This is a genomic window from Prevotella sp. HMSC073D09, assembly GCF_001814145.1.
Lineage (GTDB): Bacteria > Bacteroidota > Bacteroidia > Bacteroidales > Bacteroidaceae > Prevotella > Prevotella conceptionensis.
Map to the genome: position 1 here is coordinate 31,326 of NZ_KV815108.1, position 16,853 is coordinate 48,178.

At 50.5% G+C, this 16,853-nt stretch carries 10 protein-coding genes; 8 read left to right on the forward strand and 2 right to left on the reverse strand.

The features are described 5' to 3' along the window. Window positions 1–184 precede the first annotated feature (184 nt). Window positions 185–1,075 carry a hypothetical protein gene (locus tag HMPREF2955_RS09295; RefSeq protein ID WP_070722879.1) on the reverse strand — a complete coding sequence of 297 codons (891 nt, stop codon included), beginning with the start codon at window positions 1,073–1,075 and terminating at the stop codon, window positions 185–187. A gap of 51 nt (window positions 1,076–1,126) precedes the next feature. Continuing rightward, the gene (locus HMPREF2955_RS09300; protein WP_070722881.1) at window positions 1,127–1,378 is read right to left on the reverse strand and encodes a type II toxin-antitoxin system Phd/YefM family antitoxin; all 252 of its coding nucleotides are present in this window, start codon (window positions 1,376–1,378) and stop codon (window positions 1,127–1,129) included. A gap of 356 nt (window positions 1,379–1,734) precedes the next feature. On the opposite strand from HMPREF2955_RS09300, the gene clpP reads away from it, so the two are divergent. The 8 genes from clpP (at window position 1,735) to HMPREF2955_RS09340 (ending at window position 16,771) form a co-directional block, all read left to right on the forward strand. Continuing rightward, window positions 1,735–2,397 (forward strand): ATP-dependent Clp endopeptidase proteolytic subunit ClpP, encoded by a 663-nt coding sequence (gene clpP, locus HMPREF2955_RS09305; protein WP_009231443.1) that lies wholly within the window; start codon window positions 1,735–1,737, stop codon window positions 2,395–2,397. Between the two features lie 168 nt (window positions 2,398–2,565). Beyond that, window positions 2,566–3,798: an ATP-dependent Clp protease ATP-binding subunit ClpX gene (gene clpX, locus HMPREF2955_RS09310; RefSeq protein WP_070722883.1), complete on the forward strand. Its 1,233-nt coding sequence runs from the start codon at window positions 2,566–2,568 to the stop codon at window positions 3,796–3,798. 221 nt (window positions 3,799–4,019) lie between these two features. Continuing rightward, window positions 4,020–6,197 (forward strand): DNA helicase RecQ, encoded by a 2,178-nt coding sequence (recQ, locus tag HMPREF2955_RS09315; RefSeq protein ID WP_070722884.1) that lies wholly within the window; start codon window positions 4,020–4,022, stop codon window positions 6,195–6,197. Between the two features lie 806 nt (window positions 6,198–7,003). Continuing rightward, complete coding sequence (locus HMPREF2955_RS09320) at window positions 7,004–10,138, forward strand: SusC/RagA family TonB-linked outer membrane protein (RefSeq protein WP_070722885.1); 3,135 nt, start codon at window positions 7,004–7,006, stop codon at window positions 10,136–10,138. A gap of 14 nt (window positions 10,139–10,152) precedes the next feature. Further along, window positions 10,153–11,670, forward strand: coding sequence for a RagB/SusD family nutrient uptake outer membrane protein (locus HMPREF2955_RS09325; RefSeq protein ID WP_070722887.1), 1,518 nt, complete (start codon window positions 10,153–10,155; stop codon window positions 11,668–11,670). Between the two features lie 12 nt (window positions 11,671–11,682). Beyond that, complete coding sequence (locus HMPREF2955_RS09330) at window positions 11,683–12,357, forward strand: DUF4843 domain-containing protein (RefSeq protein WP_070722889.1); 675 nt, start codon at window positions 11,683–11,685, stop codon at window positions 12,355–12,357. Between the two features lie 385 nt (window positions 12,358–12,742). After that, a complete protein-coding gene (locus tag HMPREF2955_RS09335; protein ID WP_070722890.1) occupies window positions 12,743–14,374 on the forward strand; it encodes a PKD-like family lipoprotein in 1,632 nt (543 codons plus the stop codon). A gap of 81 nt (window positions 14,375–14,455) precedes the next feature. Beyond that, complete coding sequence (locus HMPREF2955_RS09340; protein ID WP_070722892.1) at window positions 14,456–16,771, forward strand: zinc-dependent metalloprotease; 2,316 nt, start codon at window positions 14,456–14,458, stop codon at window positions 16,769–16,771. Window positions 16,772–16,853 lie beyond the last annotated feature (82 nt).

A 16,853-nucleotide genomic window follows, 5' to 3' on the forward strand; every position in this document is an offset into this window, starting at 1 on the left:
ATTGGTGAGCAAAAAGGGCACTCATAATGTTAAAGTTTACGCTAAAAATTTTACATTATGGGCAGAGTTGCAGTCGGTGTGGCTCGCGATATGGATAAACTATGCGAAAAATCAGCCAGTATTGAAGTGCCGATACAAGGGGCAATGCTCGTACGGAGGGTATGGGCAGCAAAGTAGTGGGGAGCTACGGACGGGGAAAGGGTCTGAAATTACGTGGCGGCATGATTGTTGGCGAGTTGCTGCGGCGTCCGAAAACAGCACGTTCAAGTACGTCGCGTACTAATTCGCCCACTGGAAGTTCCAAGGTGAACTTCTTTGAAAAATGATATTTTGGCGTGACAATAGGTGAAACTATCCATTCGCCGCGATAGGGGTCGTAACGTCGTTGCACGCCAAGGTCTATGCCCCAACGGCCATTGTCGAGGGTGAAATAAGCGCCGTAGGCCGAACTGTTGACGTAAGGGAAAGCGGCCATAGATAGGTAAGGCTGCACGCTGTAATAGCTGCCGAAGGCTGTTGCGCTGACATACGGGCTGAAACGATAGGTTAGCGAGCCGCCAATACCGAATTGTGTGGCCGTGTTGAACGTGCGATAGCGGTCGGCTGAGGCGAAAGCCGAGAACGAAAGCTTGTCCCAAGTGCGGATAACGCCCACCAGTGCGCCTTGCCTTACAAGCATGCCAGGAAAGGTTTCGCGGTAGCTCTGCCCGTAAAAGTTTAGGCCTTTCCATTCGCCTAGCTGTCCCCCGCGGTTGTAGTTGGTGGCAGGCATGGCGGATAGGCTTGTTGCTTGCGTGGGCATGGGCTGCATCAGGCGCAGGTTCAGGCTGTCGTTTGCATGCCAAAAGTGGTGAGCAGCGGCAATGGAGTCGGCTAACGAGAGCGGTTTCTCTTGCACGTTGGGCGTGGTGATGGGTGGCGTTGTAGGACTTAGCATGGGGTTTGGCTCTGCCAATCGGGGCTTGGGCAACGGCCGTTCGGTGGTTCGCGCCGTTTTTCGGTGCTTCTTTTGTTCTTGTGCTAGGGCGTTTGTGCAACATAACAAAACACAAACCAATAAGCAAGCGTGTTTCATGTCGTCGGCGTTTGATTATCCCCTGTGCGCATTGCGTTAGGGGAGAGGGGGTTATGGGGTGGCGAGGTGTGCGCGAAGTTCGTCTTTTGTAGAGCATCCAACAAAGTTTCCCTTTTCGTATTGCTCCCTTGCCTTGTCTATCCGCGCTTGCAATTCGGGCGTAATTGTATACTCATCACCATCCAAGGGAACAAGGATAAAGGCCTGTTTCCGTCCCCTTCGTATAATTACGTCTTCTTTTATTGCCAAGTCGAAGTACTTCTTCTGGTTGGCTCGAAATTCTTTTGTGTTGATGATATGCATGGTGACGTTTCTTGTTTAATTAAGTATAGCAAAGTTAGACATTTCTTTCCAATCTTGCGACACTTGGCGTATTAAATTGTGTACGTTCGTGTTGCGTGCCTGTTAGCTGGCCAACAAGCAGCAAGGTGTTCTTTGGCGTATGCCTTTTATTTAATGACAGAACCCACTTTATATAATTAGGTGTACCCACGTGGCAACATCGCGGCCAGCGCATACCACCGAAAAATGGGCATTGAAAAATACCCTTAATATTTTTGGAGTAGATAATTTTTTATTAACTTTGTTGTTCAAACAAGCGGAACAGGTGGCAAGCGCCACCTAAACCGCAATCATCAAGAAAGGACATTAGTACGAATATGAACGATTTTAGAAAGTATGCCACGGGTCATCTCGGCATGAACGGGATGGTGGTAGACGACGTGATGAAGGCCCAAGCGGCTTACCTCAATCCCTATATCTTGGAAGAACGCCAACTGAATGTTACGCAGATGGACGTGTTTTCGCGATTGATGATGGACCGCATCATCTTCCTTGGCACCGAAATTAACGACTATACGGCCAACACGCTGCAAGCACAATTGCTGTATCTCGACTCTGCCGACGCGGGAAAAGACATTTCTATCTACATCAACAGCCCCGGCGGAAGTGTTACGGCCGGGCTGGGCATCTACGATACGATGCAGTTTATTTCTAGCGATGTAGCTACTATATGTACGGGTATGGCCGCATCGATGGCCGCCGTGCTGCTCGTTTCGGGACAAGAGGGTAAGCGTTCGGCACTGCCACATAGCCGGGTGATGATTCACCAGCCGTTGGGCGGCGTGCAAGGACAGGCCTCAGACATCGAAATCGAGGCAAAAGAAATACTGAAATTTAAGAAAGAACTCTACACCATCATATCTAACCACTCGCATACACCCTTTGAGAAGGTATGGAACGACTCTGACCGTAACTACTGGATGAACGCCGAAGAGGCTAAGGAGTATGGAATGATCGACTCGGTGCTGGTGAAGAAGTGACATTAAAAACGGCTTTTGGGGCGTGGGATGAGCTTAATGCCGCCCACGCAAACAGCCCCTTTCGCCTTCACTCGGCACACGTTGCTGGGGCCAACTTGCCTTTATGCTGATGGCGAAGGCAAGGCGGCGAGGGGATGAAGAAGGTCCGTTAACTAACGAAAATAATAGATGTCAAAGAATGTATGCAGCTTCTGTGGAAGAAGCGAAAAAGACGTAAACTATCTCATTGCAGGACTAAACGGGTATATCTGCGACAGCTGCGCTCAACAGGCCTACGAAATTACGCAGTCGGCCAACGCATCGAAAGCCCAGTCTGCTAAGGGAAAGAAAGTCGATGCACTGAAAAATGTGCCCAAGCCGATGGATATCAAGGCCTATCTAGACCAATATATCATTGGGCAGGATGAGGCCAAGCGGTATCTTTCGGTGTCGGTTTACAACCATTATAAGCGTTTGGAACAGCCCATTGGCGACGATGGCGTGGAGATTGAGAAAAGCAACATCATCATGGTGGGTAGCACAGGAACGGGAAAAACCCTGATGGCGCGAACCATTGCCAAACTTCTTGATGTGCCGTTCACTATCGTAGATGCAACGGTGTTTACCGAGGCAGGATATGTGGGCGAGGATGTTGAGAGCATACTAAGCCGACTGTTGCAGGTGGCCGATTATAATGTGGCGGCAGCCGAACGCGGCATCGTCTTCGTAGACGAGATTGACAAGATTGCCCGAAAGAGCGATAACCCCAGCATTACACGCGACGTAAGCGGCGAAGGCGTGCAGCAGGGACTGCTAAAACTGCTGGAAGGAACCACGGTTAATGTTCCGCCAAAGGGCGGACGTAAGCATCCCGACCAAGATTACATTCACGTAGACACGCGAAACATCTTGTTTATATGCGGTGGAGCATTCGACGGCATCGAAAGGAAGATTGCACAGCGGCTTAATACGCACGTTGTGGGCTATAACTCGGTGCAGAACGTGCGCAAGATAGACAAGGGCGACTTGATGAAATACATTCTGCCGCAAGACTTGAAGTCGTTTGGACTGATACCCGAAATCATTGGCCGTCTGCCCGTGCTTACATACCTCAACCCATTAGACCGTGAGGCCTTGCGCCGCATCTTGGTTGAACCGAAAAACTCCATCATCAAGCAGTACGAAAAGCTGTTTAAGATGGATGGCATCAAACTGAGTTTCGCCCCCGAAACGCTAGACTACATCGTGGATAAGGCTGTGGAGTACAAGCTAGGCGCACGCGGATTGCGCTCTATTGTCGAGGCCGTGATGATGGATGCCATGTTCGAAGTGCCGTCGAAGAAGGTGAAACAATTCGATGTTACTTTGCAATATGCCAGAGAACAACTAGACAAGTCGGGCTTGCAAGAGCAGGCCAGCTGAACGATAGAACCGTGAACAGGCGGTGTTGAAGGGGTCGTCGGGCAAGATAAACCAGGAAACTTGTAAGCCTACAAGCAGGGCCGAACAAGCAAAACTGCCTGGAAAAGCAAGGCAAAACCAGCCCCCCGGACAATCTTGCCTAACCCACAATGCCGCCTGTATCACACTCGTTTTCCACCGCGAAAGCCAATAATCTCACATCTGTGAAAACTAAACCATTTATGACTAAGGACGTTAATCTTACAGAACCGCTAAAACAATACTTTGGTTTCGACTCGTTTAAGGGAGACCAAGAGGCTATTATCCGCAATTTGCTTGCGGGTAACGACACCTTTGTGCTCATGCCGACAGGTGGCGGAAAAAGCCTGTGCTACCAGCTGCCGTCGCTCTTGATGGAAGGAACGGCCATCGTTATCTCGCCACTCATCGCCCTGATGAAGAACCAAGTGGACGTGATGAACGGCATGAGCGAAGACGGTTGCGTGGCCCATTACCTCAACTCGTCGCTTAACAAGGCCGCCATTCAGCAGGTTATGCACGACATTAAGCGCGGCGCAACGAAGCTTTTGTACGTTGCACCCGAATCGTTGGGTAAGGATGAGAACGTGGAGTTTCTGCAATCCATCAAGGTTTCGTTCTATGCCGTAGACGAGGCGCACTGTATTTCGGAGTGGGGACACGACTTCCGCCCCGAATATCGCAACATCCGACCAACCATTTCGCGTATCGGACACGCCCCCGTGATTGCCCTTACGGCCACGGCCACCGACAAAGTGCGCTCGGACATTAAGAAAAGTCTTGGCATTTGCGATGCAAAGGAGTTTAAAAGCTCGTTCAATCGCCCCAACCTCTACTACGAGGTGCGCCCCAAAACGCAAGAGGTGGAACGCAACATCATCATGTTCATCAGGCAGCATGCAGGCAAAAGCGGCATCATCTATTGTCTTTCGCGCAAAAAGGTGGAAGAGCTTTCGGCCATATTGAAGGCCAATAACATTAAGGCCGAGCCTTATCACGCCGGCCTGGACAGCGCAACGCGGTCGCAAACACAAGACGACTTTTTGATGGAACGCATTGACGTGATTGTGGCCACCATCGCTTTCGGCATGGGGATAGACAAGCCCGACGTGCGTTTTGTTATCCATTACGACATCCCCAAAAGCTTGGAAGGCTACTATCAAGAAACGGGACGTGCTGGTCGCGACGGCGGCGAGGGGCTTTGCGTAACCTTCTATTCAAACAAAGACCTGCAAAAGCTGGAGAAGTTTATGGAAAGCAAGCCCGTGGCTGAACAAGACATCGGTAGGCAGTTGCTGCTAGAAACGGCCGCCTATGCAGAGTCGTCGGTGTGTCGGCGCAAGATGTTGCTCCACTATTTCGGCGAAGAGTATACGGAAGACAATTGTCATAACTGCGACAATTGCTTGCACCCCAAAACCAAACGCGAGGCAAAGGAGGCGTTGCTCATCGTTTTGAAGGCTGTTCTGGCCATAAAGGAGAATTTCAGAAGTGACTATGTTATCGACTTCGTTAAGGGTAGGGCGACCGACGACCTTGTGTCGCACAAGCATAACGAGCTGGAAGATTTCGGTGCGGGCGAAGACGAAGACGACAAGGTTTGGAACCCCGTGATACACCAGGCGCTTATCGCGGGATACCTGAAAAAGGACGTGGAGAACTATGGCTTGCTGAAACTTACTGCCGCAGGGCGCCGTTTCATCAAGCAACCGCAGTCGTTCATGATTGTGGAAGACACTGACTTTGAAGACGATTTCGTGGAAGAGTCGCGCGACAGCTGTGGCTCTACCCTCGACCCCGACCTGTATATCATGCTCAAACAGCTGCGTAAAGACATGGCCGAACGGCTTAACGTGCCGCCTTATGTCATTTTCCAAGACGTGTCTGTGGAGCAGATGGCTGTGGCATATCCCATTACGCTCGAAGAATTGCAGAACATCCCCGGTGTGGGCGTGGGTAAGGCCAAACGCTACGGAGAGGCTTTCTGCCAACTGATAAAGAAACATTGCGAAGACAATCAAATAGAGAGACCTGAAGAATTAAGAGTAAGAACCGTAGCCAAGAAATCTATGAACAAGGTAAAAATCATACAAAGCATCGACAGACAAATTGCGCTGGACGACATTGCCATAGCCCTTAACCTGGGATTTGACGACCTATTGAGCGAAATTGAAACCATCGTTAACAGTGGAACGAAACTGAATATCGACTATTTCCTTGACGAGGTGATGGACGAAGACCGCGTGGACGACATCTACGACTATTTTAGAACGAGCGAAACAGACGACCTGGATGTGGCTATTGAGGAACTGGGCGGCGACTATACCGAAGAGGATATAAGGCTGGTACGCATCAAGTTCCTTTCGGAAATGGCAAATTAAGTTGCGCCTTGGTTGCTTAGCGCGTAATGTACGTGGCTTGCGTGGCATTGCCAAAGCCGGCGAAAGTGCGTTTTTAAGCACACACATGGCTAGTTGTTTTTATGCCCAACAAAACATAAACAGGCACAAGGTTATGCTAAGGAGCATGCCTTGTGCCTGTTTGGATTAGTGGGGGATGTGCATCGTTTTCGCGCTTTTCCTTCCTGTTTTTTGCCCTATTAGGGCTTTGGTTAGTGGGGAAGTGCGCCTCGTTTCAGCGTTTTCCTTCATCGCAACATAGGTTGTTTACAAACTAAGAACGTGTTGTTTGGTCTTCGTATCCATGTTGCGCTGAAAGGCCGTTGACCTTAATCTTTAGACGTTTATATATAGGAAAGGTGTGGAAACCGATAGAGAGGGGATGAAAGGAACGCCAATAACCTGGTTGTGAAATTTGGCGTAACGACAGTTTGTTATACCCGAACGGGTGCAAGAGCAGCTGTCTTTTTTGCTCCATTTGCCGTGTTTATATGAACAAATGATGCAAATATAACCTAAAAACTTGTTTATATGTAAAATAAATCTTAAATTTGCGTACGTAAATACGCATATTCAACCAAGAAGGGCGTGTGCCGAGGCGTTGTGCCCTGACACATACTATATACTAGCCACATCGCTAACCCTGTGCCGACTGTTCTCCATGAAATGCCGACACGCAAACAACTAGCTATACAATAGCCATGAACAAGGCTTACCAGATGCGTTAGCGCAACCTGTTGCCCATGTGAACATGGACTACAAGAATACCAATCTCAAAACAACTGATTATGAAAAAGAACCTAGTGCTAAGAGGCTTTGCCTTATGTTCACTTCTGCTTTTTCCCCTTTTCTGCGCATGGGCCGTTGTTCCCAGTGCTGATAAGGACGCGCAACGTGCGCCCCTTACGCAAAAGGGCGACGACGGAAGGGTGGATGTGCGGGGCAATGTAGTGGCCGATGAAGACGGGTTGCCCGTGATGGGAGCTACCGTAACGGCAACGGCCACAGGCCAAAAGGCCGTCACCGACGGCGATGGAAACTTCTTTTTGCCCAGCATTCCGCAAGGAAGTGAGCTGCGCGTTACCTATGTGGGCATGCACGCCCTAAGTGTTAAGGCCAAGGCTGGCCTTACGATAAGGCTCAAATCAGATGCCAAAATGCTCGACGAGTTTGTGGTAACGGGTATGTTCAACCGAAAAAAGGAGGGTTTTACAGGCTCAGCCGTCACCATTAAGGGCGAAGACATCAAGCGTTACAGCACCACCAACATCGCCAAAGCCTTGTCGGCCATCGCCCCAGGCTTGCGTATTGCCGAGAATATCGTCAATGGTTCTAACCCCAACGGCTTGCCCGACATGCGTATGCGGGGCGGAGCAAACATGGATTTGGGAAGTTCTGCCGGTAGTAAGCTGTTGGCTGTGCAGGGCGAATACGAAACTTACGCCAACCAACCGCTACTTATCATGGACGGATTTGAAATTAGCGTGCAGGCCTTGGCCGACCTCGACCCCGACCGCGTTGCATCTATCGTCATGCTTAAAGATGCTGCTGCCACGGCCATCTATGGCTCGCGAGCCGCCAATGGCGTTATCGTTATCGAGACGAAAACGCCAAAGCCTGGGCGGATATGGGTTACTTACGGCGGAGAACTGCGCATTGAAAACCCCGACCTAACGGGCTATAACCTGATGAACGCCCGCGAAAAACTAGAAGCCGAACGCATTAGCGGACTGTACACCCAGGGTGGACCAACAGTGGATAAATGGAGATTGTACCAATCTAAGCTGCGACAGGTTCTGTCGGGAGTGGACACTTATTGGCTAGACAAGCCGTTGCAAACCTCTTTACAGCAACGGCACACCGTTACGTTAGAGGGTGGCGACGAGGCTTTGCGCTATCGTTTGTACGTGGGCTACAACCATTCGCCTGGTGTGATGAAGGGTAGTAAGCGCGATGTGCTAACGGGTGCGCTCGACTTTCAATACCGATTGCCGAAGGTGTTGCTCAAAAATAGCATCGCAATAGATAATTCTACGGCCGACGAATCGCCTTGGGGAAGTTTCGATCAGTACACCCAACTCAACCCATACCTTAGACCTTATGGCGAAAATGGCGAGTTGTTGAAACACCTTGACAACTTTTCGGGATTGGGCGGAGAAGTAGATTACCTCAATCCGATGTACAACACCACTTTCAACAGCAAAGACCGAAGTAAGAATTTCAGCGTGCGCGAACTGTTCAAAGTGGAGTATACGCCCCTGCAAGACCTGCGCTTTGAGGCTGCCTTCTCACTATCGAAGAGCGTAGGCAACCGAGATAAGTTCCGTCCTGCACAGCATACGGCCTTTGATGGACAAACCGATCCCACGCTGCGAGGCGATTATCGCCGCAGCCAAAGCGAGTTGGTGAAGTGGGGCGTAGACCTTACGGGTAGCTGGAACAAGCAATTGGCCGACCATTATATAACGGCCAATGCCCGAATGAGCGTTCAAGAACATAGCCGAGAAACATACGGCAACTATGTTACGGGCTTTCCCAACGACAATATGGACAACTTGCTCTTCGGAAAGAAGTATAACGAGAAGGTAGACGGCATTGAAACCACCAGCAGAAGTATTGGATGGGTAGTGGCCGGCGGCTATTCGTATAAGTATAAGTACTCGGTAGACTTTAACTTGCGACTCGATGGTTCGTCAGAGTTTGGCAAAGACAACCGTTGGGCACCATTCTGGTCAACTGGTTTGCGCTGGGACGTGAAGAAAGAGTCGCTCTTGGCCAACTTGTCGTGGCTCTCCGACTTCGTTCTGCGTGCCACCTATGGCACAACGGGCTCGCAAGGGTTCAACCCTTACCAAGCTCACGGCTATTACACCTACGCCAACTTGCTTTTGCCCTATTACTCTTCGGATGCCACGGGCAGCGAAATACTGGCCATGCACAACGAGAAACTGAAGTGGCAAACAACGCGCAACCTAAACTTCGGCTTAGAGCTAGGTGCGCTAGACCATCGGCTTACCGCACGCGTGGAATACTATCGTAAGGTTACCAGCAACATGATAACAATGGTTAGCCTTGCGCCATCGGTGGGCTTTGCACAATATCCGGAGAACATCGGTAAGCTAGAAAACCGCGGTTGGGAACTAACGCTCTCGGCCATACCTTATCGCAACGTGGCACGGCAGTCGTATTGGACCGTCACCCTTAACGGATCGCACAATACAGACAAGCTGCTGGAAATATCAGAGGCCATGCGCCACATCAACGAAGTGAATGCCGGCAACCTGAAAAACGCCCCTTTGCCGCGCTACGAAGAGGGACAGTCGATTAATCGCATTTGGGTGGTGCGCTCTTTGGGTATCGACCCCGCATCGGGCAACGAGATATTGCTGAAACGCAACGGCGAAATGACCAGCGCAGTGAACTGGGATGCGAAGGATGCTGTGCCTGTTGGCAACACCGAACCAACTTGGCAAGGCCACATCAACACCTCGTTCACTTACATGGGCTGGGGTATCGACGTGAGTATGCTGTATCGTTTCGGCGGACAGGTGTACAATCAAACCCTTATCGACAAGGTTGAGAACGCCAATCTTAAATATAATGCCGACCGCCGCGTAACGCAACTGCGATGGCTAAGGCCTGGCGACAAGGCCATGTTCCGCGAAATAACCCCCCGCGGGTCGGAAACGAAGGCCACTTCGCGTTTCGTCATGGACGAAAACGTGCTGCAAGGCAGTTCGCTTTCGCTCTATTACCGCATGGACCGCAACAATACACCCTTCATTAAACGCGTGGGCGTTAACTCGGCAAGGCTCGCTTTCAACATGGAAGACCTCTTCTACCTCTCCACCGTTAAGCGCGAAAGGGGTACAAGTTATCCTTTCTCACGCCAATTTATATTCTCGCTCAACGTCGGATTTTAACTAAGGAGGACACAATGATGAAGAAAATACATATATTATTGCTGGTGGCGATGTTGGGACTTACCGCTTGTAACAACTGGTTAGACGTAGAACCCAAGACCTCCATACCCACCGATAAACAGTTTAGCTCGGAGTCGGGCTTTAAAGATGCCCTTACGGGCGTGTACATCAAGCTTGGTTCGGCCACGCTTTACGGCGCCGACCTCTCTTATGGCTACATAGACGAGTTGGGCGCACTGTACACGGGCTATCCCGGATACGAGACTTCGGCTGTTTTCGACCAAAGTTTCGTGTACGATTACGATAATAAGTTCAAGTCGAAAAAGAACGCCATATACGCCGATCTCTATAATGTTATCGCCAATGTGAACAACATTATCGGCTATACCGAGACCAAACGCAACGTGCTGGTAACGCCCCGCTATTACGAAACCATACGCGGCGAGGCCTTGGGCTTGCGTGCCTTTTTGCATTTCGACCTGTTGCGCCTCTTCGGACCTATATATAAAGAGGAGCCCAACGCAAAGGCCATACCTTATAGAACCACATACAACCGCGTGCCAACGCCCGTGTTAACTGCCCAAGCGGTGGTAGAGGCGGTGCTGAAAGACCTGCACGAGGCCGAGAGCTTGCTCAAAACGTCCGACCCACTCGACTTCTTCACCGACCCAGACGCCGAGGAGTACAAGTTGAAGAACGGCTTTTTGGTAAACCGCGAGTTCCGAATGAACCTCTTTGCCGTTAAGGCCATGCTTGCTAGGGTGTACTGTTATAAGGGCGATGCCGAAAGTAAAGCCTTGGCCGTAAAGTATGCGCGCGAGGTGATTGATGCCAACGAGCATTTCAAACTCATTGATGCGCAGTCGGCCGCCAATTATAATTCCATCCGTTATAGCGAGCAAATCTTCGGCATTTCGATACACGAACTCGACAAGTTGCTTACGGCTAACCACATGGATGCCGAGGGTAAGCGCAGCGACATGCACTATACCACGAGCGAAGACAACTTCAACGAGTTCTACGAAACCGCTGGCGCAGGCGTAACCGATTGGCGCAAGCTGCCCGAAATGTTCGAACTTACGGGCAGTAGCGACGTTGTGGCCTTCTGCCGTAAGTACAACCAAAAGCCTTTGAAGGAGGCTTACGGCTATGTTGGGGCAAATGCCATACCGCTAATTCGCTTGCCCGAAATGTATTATATCGTGGCCGAGTGCGAACCCAATGCACAGAAAAGCGCCGATGCACTTAATGCTGTGCGCTTTGCACGCGGCATATCGTTTACCGACGAGATACGAACCGAGCATTACGACGACCCCGAACCCATGCCGGGTGTTAGCAGAACGCAAACCAAGCGCATCAACGAAATCATGAAAGAGTATCGTAAGGAGTTCTTTGCCGAGGGCAAACTCTTCTTCTTTCTCAAAGCGCACAACTACGAAACATGGTTGGGATGTGCGGTGAAGAGTATGTCCAAGGCGCAATACCAAATACCGCTGCCCGACGGAGAAACGATACATGGTAACAACAATTAAGCGTAAAAAGGTATGAAACACATCTTATATATACTCTCCGTGCTGTTTGCATCAGCCGCTTTTGTGGGGTGCAAGCAAAACGAAATAGAACTTTACGACCAGTCGCCACGCCTAAACTTCGAGTCGAGTCAACGTATTATAGAGTTTGTAGACACCGATTACATAAAGAAAACGGCGTTTAAAGCCGACAGCTTTGAGGTGCGCATACAAGGCGTACACCTCAATGCGCCCCGCGATTTTTGCCTGAAAGTGCAGTCGGCAGAAGGATATGAGGCCGCACCCGAACTGGAATTGGCAGACAAGTACACCTATTCGGCCCTCGATACCGTGTGCCAAACCTATCGTTTACGCGTGAAACGCCCCGAACTGAAATGGGGAAACAAGGCCTTCGGCTGTTATATGGCGTTCGATTTGGGCAACGCTGCCCATCAGTTCGACAAGGGACTGGTGGAGAAACACCAAATGTTGGTGAACGTGCGCTGGCGGTTGAGGCCCTATGATTGGGAAGAAGGAGATTGGGGAAAGTACAGCAATGGCAAGTACATCTTTATGATGGACGTGCTGGGCAAGGCCTATTCTAACATTTCTTACGACGATTATGAAACCGTTACCAAAGCCTACGAGGAATATGTGAAGGCCGGAAAGCCCGACATACTGGACGATGACGGCAATGTCATATCGTTCTAGGCAAGGTACGTGTGTGGCTTTCGGGGATATGATGGCAACTTCCTTGCCGCCTTTATCTTCTGAAATGCCATAAGTAAGTTCTTATATGGGACAGGTAATTGGATTTATAAATCCGTCTGGCAATGAGTAATGGGTCAATACAATGCCGCTTGTACAGGGGCTACAAGCACCTTGTAGTGTCGGTACAAGCACCTTGTAGCAGCAGTTCAAGCCTCTTGTAGTGCCAGTACAAGGCCCTTTGTAGCGATTAAAAGCGTGCACGTGGTGCCCCTGTTTGTTGCTTACAGGCTGTTGCAGGCAATGCCTAGTCTTTTTACCATAGAGTGTAAGCCCCGATGCGAACGACCATTCGGGGAGAAAAATAATAAACGATAAGAAAACGACAATGAAACCAAAACTCGCGAAAACAATTCTTGCATCTCTCTTGGCGTTTGCCTTGGTAGGATGCTACGAAGATAAGGGAAACTACGATTATCAGGATGTGAACGGCGTTACCATAGAACTTGCCGAACAGCAAGTGCGCATGCCAAAGGTGGACGATGTGGAGGCTACGCTTACGCCAACCATCGTGCAAACGAAGGAAACTGGTGAAGAAAACCTCGACTTTCAATGGCTGATAACCAAAGAAGGAGCCAAGGCCATGTCGGATAAGATGACCGACTACACCCCATACGCCCAGGGAAAAGCCTGTAAAGTGACGGTGAAAAGCGGACAAACGGACAACATTGGGTTGCTGCTTGTTGTGACAGACAAGCTTAACGGCACGCAATGGTTTAAAATAACGCAGGTGAAAATAGTGAAACCATTCAACCCTTGTTGGTTTGTGCTGCACGAACAAGGTGGGAAAGCCCAGTTGGGAGCCGTTGAAGGCACGCCCGAAGGGCACTTTGTGTTTGCCGACGTCTACCAATCAGAACGCAACGAGCCTTTCCCGCTTAGCGGTAAGCCATTGGCCGTGGCTGCACGTAAGGTATATGGAAACAAAGAGGCTGCCAGTTTGTTCGGCTTTTGGGGCTTTACGGCCAATCCAGGTATGGTAATCGCCACCACAGAAGGCGTGGCTTTTGTTACGCCCAGTACGCTTGCCGTAAAGTATTCCACAGACAAAATACTCTTCGAACCCATTGCCAAGGGCACGCCAATAAAGATAGACAACTATAAGATGGACACCCATGGCGAGCTGTTTGTTAATAATGGCAAGGCCTATTTTGCCCACATGGATGGCACGTGCGTGCCTTATTCGCTCAAAGAGGGCGACAAGTACCCCGCCATCTCGGCTTATGGGGCTGGCAATAACGCCTTGTACTTCTACGATTCGGGTGCCCATCGTTTCTTGAAACGTGGCTCTTTGGGCTTGCAAGACTTCTATGGCACGCCCAAATCATCGGCTTCGTTACGCAAGGGGTACGGCTCGTGGACCGATCGGGGCGTACTTCTGAAACCTGTTGGGCAACGAGGCACCTACGTAAATGTGTTTGATCCCGACAATGTACCTGCCGAATTGACCATTGCCGACATTGTGGCAGGCGGTGCTTTTGGCAATCAGCTATATGCTGTTGGCTATAACAATGCCGGCAAGCGGTTAACCGTGTTCAAGTTCAGCTGTCGTAGCACGGAGCCATTTTGTGCAGCTAAATACACCGTAGACATGCCGGGCGAGGTGAATTTAAAGATCGCTAAGTTCACCGCAAGTTATGCTTATTCGGCCGATTTGCTCTTTATGGCTGCTGCAAATAAGGTGTATCGTATAGACTTAAAGCGCAATAAGGTGGTGGAAATATATGCTGCACCTGCCGATGCACAAGTGGTTTGCGCGAAGTTTAAGGACCGCGAAACGACAGAAACCCTAGGTACGACGTTGGGCGTGGCCTATAATCAGGGCGGTAAAGGTACAGTGGTTGAACTGAAACTCACGGCCGCCGGCGACTTGGCACGTACTTCTAACGCTAGTTTTGTTTATGGCAACGGCAGTCTGCCCTTTGGAAAAATAGTCGACATCGCATTTAATTACGAATAAAGGCCATGTATAGAAACGCCCGTCTGTTGGCTTTTCGCCATCGGCGAACGTTTCTTGCGTAAGCTTTCAACATCTGTCATCATGTATCGTAGATTGTGTTTGGTTGTCTTTTCTGCCTTATTGTCTTTTGTGGCTAAGGCGCAAACGGCCCCGCATTTCTTCGCAAACAACCCGCAAGCGCTTGTCTACCACGGACTATTCACAACATATAAGGTGGGCGAGCGGCTTTATTGGGAAATCCCCGACACGCTGTTGGGACGCGAATTTGTGGTGTCGCTCACCGTATTAACCGCCCCAAAGCCGGCAAAAATAACCAGGGAGGGACCCAAGTGGGGGTATGCTGGCGACATGGTTGGCCCTGTTTTCTTCGGTATAGAGGAGCATGGAGACAAGTTATGGATTACGCATCCGCAGTACAAGCGCATGTTGGTAGACAGCACTTCGGTGTTTTCGCGCCTGGCATTGCAAAGTTCTACCACCCGACTTTACGACCGTCTGCCCATCGTGCAACGCTCGCCCAACAGCCTTTTGGTTGAAGTGGGCGAGTGGTTTAAGGACTTTCCGCTATTCTCCCTGGGCATTGCGTACTACGATTTGCGACTGGGCGAAAAGCAAAAGCAGTTTGATAAGATTGAACGGATAGACGTAAAGCCCGGCCGTTTCTTGTTTCAGATTTTGCGTAAATACGAACGGAAGTCGCTCTTTCCTGATACGGAGTCTGACGATACAACCTCGCAAGCCGACTTTTGGCGAACGGGCGTGTGCATTGCATTGATGCCTAAACAGCCAATAGAACCCGTGGCAACACATTCGAGAGCCTTTTTTCGCATCAATCGCACATGTTACGATGCCAAGGGTGCACCCCGTCGGCGCGCGTTCGTTAAGCGTTGGCGGCTGGAAGTGCCGCCTGCGTTGCGCCAACGCTACCTAAACGGCGAACTAGTTGAACCCGTACGCCCCATCGTGTTTTATGTAGACCGCCAAATGCCGCCGCAATATCGTGCTGCCGTAATGCAAGCCGTGCGCAATTGGCAACCTGCATTCGAGCAGGCAGGCTTTAAAAACGCCATTGATGCGCAGCTTGCACCAGCCGATTCGGCCAATCCCGACTTCTGCCCCTACGATATTGGCGTGCCGTTTATCTCTTGGAAAGAGTCTGCTTTCCGCAATGCCTACGGCCCTACGCCGTGCGAACCGCGCGCTGGCGAAGTGGTGGGCTGCCATATTGGTGTGTTTAGCGGGGTGTTAGACCTGCTTAGGCAGTGGTATTTCGTGCAATGTGGAGCCAACGACCCTGTGGGACGACAGGCGAACTTGCCCGATTCGGTGATGAATGTGTTGCTTGAAATGGTTCTTACGCACGAAGTGGGCCACACTTTGGGGCTAGAACACAACTTTTTGGGTTCGGCGCACTTCTCGATAGACAGTCTTCGCAATGACGCTTTCCTCACGCGTAACGGCATAACAACCTCGATAATGGACTACGTGCGGTGCAATTACGCCCTTCGGCCAACGGATAAGGCTAGCTTGCGCAACCGCATTGCGCGGCTTGGCGTGTACGACCGCTGGGCGATTGAATGGGCTTACCGTCTTTTCCCTGGTAAGGATGCGGCCGAAAGAGCGGCTAACCGCGAACAGTGGGCGAAGAAATGTCGGGCAGATAGCTTGCTGGCTTTTCGCGACGGACTGGACGTTATGGCGCAAGCAGAAGACTTGGGGAACGACCATTTGGCCGTTAATGCACAAGGAATGGAGAACTTACGCCTGCTATGTGCCGACTCAACCTATTGGATTTGGCGCGACAGCGTGGAGCGCAGCCGCTTTCGCGACCGCCAGGAAGGGCTTGTGGAGCACTATTACGACATGCTACGCCAGGTAATGGCGCACTTTATTGGCAAACGCATCGCCCCCTCTGCAGATTCGCTAATCTTCGTTATCGAACCCCCAGCCGTGGCGCATCGCACGCTGAACTTTATAGAAAAGCATCTTTGGCATCCGCCTTATTGGCTCTTTGATGCGGAACGTGGCCGCCTGTTGGGCATCAACATGAAAGACAAAAGGGATAAGTTTTGCGAGGAAGTTTTTGAGATATGGAAACAAGCGTTAATGGAAATAGATAGTTGGGACTGCTCTCAATCGCCGCGATTAACGTCTGTTGAGATGTTGCGGAGTGCCTATACGGCTTTGTTTGTGTCGCAAACAGGAACAACGAAAGGTAAAGAACTGTTGCAAGATTTTCGCGAGAAACATCTCAAGCTGCTTTTGAACTTGAACGGAGAAGAGGCCACTTCCATCTCGGCCCCTTTGCTTGTAGAGGTTAATTGGCAGATGGGCAAAGTGTGTGTGCCCACCAATAAAAAGCCGTTAAGGGGTAGGCGACAAGTTAGGCGGAAGTAAACGGGCGTGGTATAATGTCCACGCCTTGGTGCGTACCCTCATCAGCGATGCTTTGATGAGTGTGCTTTCGCGCGCCCATATA

Excerpts from the sequence above, each read along its gene's own strand:
- HMPREF2955_RS09295 (WP_070722879.1), bottom strand. The coding sequence starts at position 1,075 with ATGAAACACGCTTGCTTATTGGTTTGTGTTTTGTTATGTTGCACAAAC.
- HMPREF2955_RS09300 (WP_070722881.1), bottom strand. The coding sequence starts at position 1,378 with ATGCATATCATCAACACAAAAGAATTTCGAGCCAACCAGAAGAAGTAC.
- clpP (WP_009231443.1), top strand. The coding sequence starts at position 1,735 with ATGAACGATTTTAGAAAGTATGCCACGGGTCATCTCGGCATGAACGGG.
- clpX (WP_070722883.1), top strand. The coding sequence starts at position 2,566 with ATGTCAAAGAATGTATGCAGCTTCTGTGGAAGAAGCGAAAAAGACGTA.
- recQ (WP_070722884.1), top strand. The coding sequence starts at position 4,020 with ATGACTAAGGACGTTAATCTTACAGAACCGCTAAAACAATACTTTGGT.
- HMPREF2955_RS09320 (WP_070722885.1), top strand. The coding sequence starts at position 7,004 with ATGAAAAAGAACCTAGTGCTAAGAGGCTTTGCCTTATGTTCACTTCTG.
- HMPREF2955_RS09325 (WP_070722887.1), top strand. The coding sequence starts at position 10,153 with ATGATGAAGAAAATACATATATTATTGCTGGTGGCGATGTTGGGACTT.
- HMPREF2955_RS09330 (WP_070722889.1), top strand. The coding sequence starts at position 11,683 with ATGAAACACATCTTATATATACTCTCCGTGCTGTTTGCATCAGCCGCT.
- HMPREF2955_RS09335 (WP_070722890.1), top strand. The coding sequence starts at position 12,743 with ATGAAACCAAAACTCGCGAAAACAATTCTTGCATCTCTCTTGGCGTTT.
- HMPREF2955_RS09340 (WP_070722892.1), top strand. The coding sequence starts at position 14,456 with ATGTATCGTAGATTGTGTTTGGTTGTCTTTTCTGCCTTATTGTCTTTT.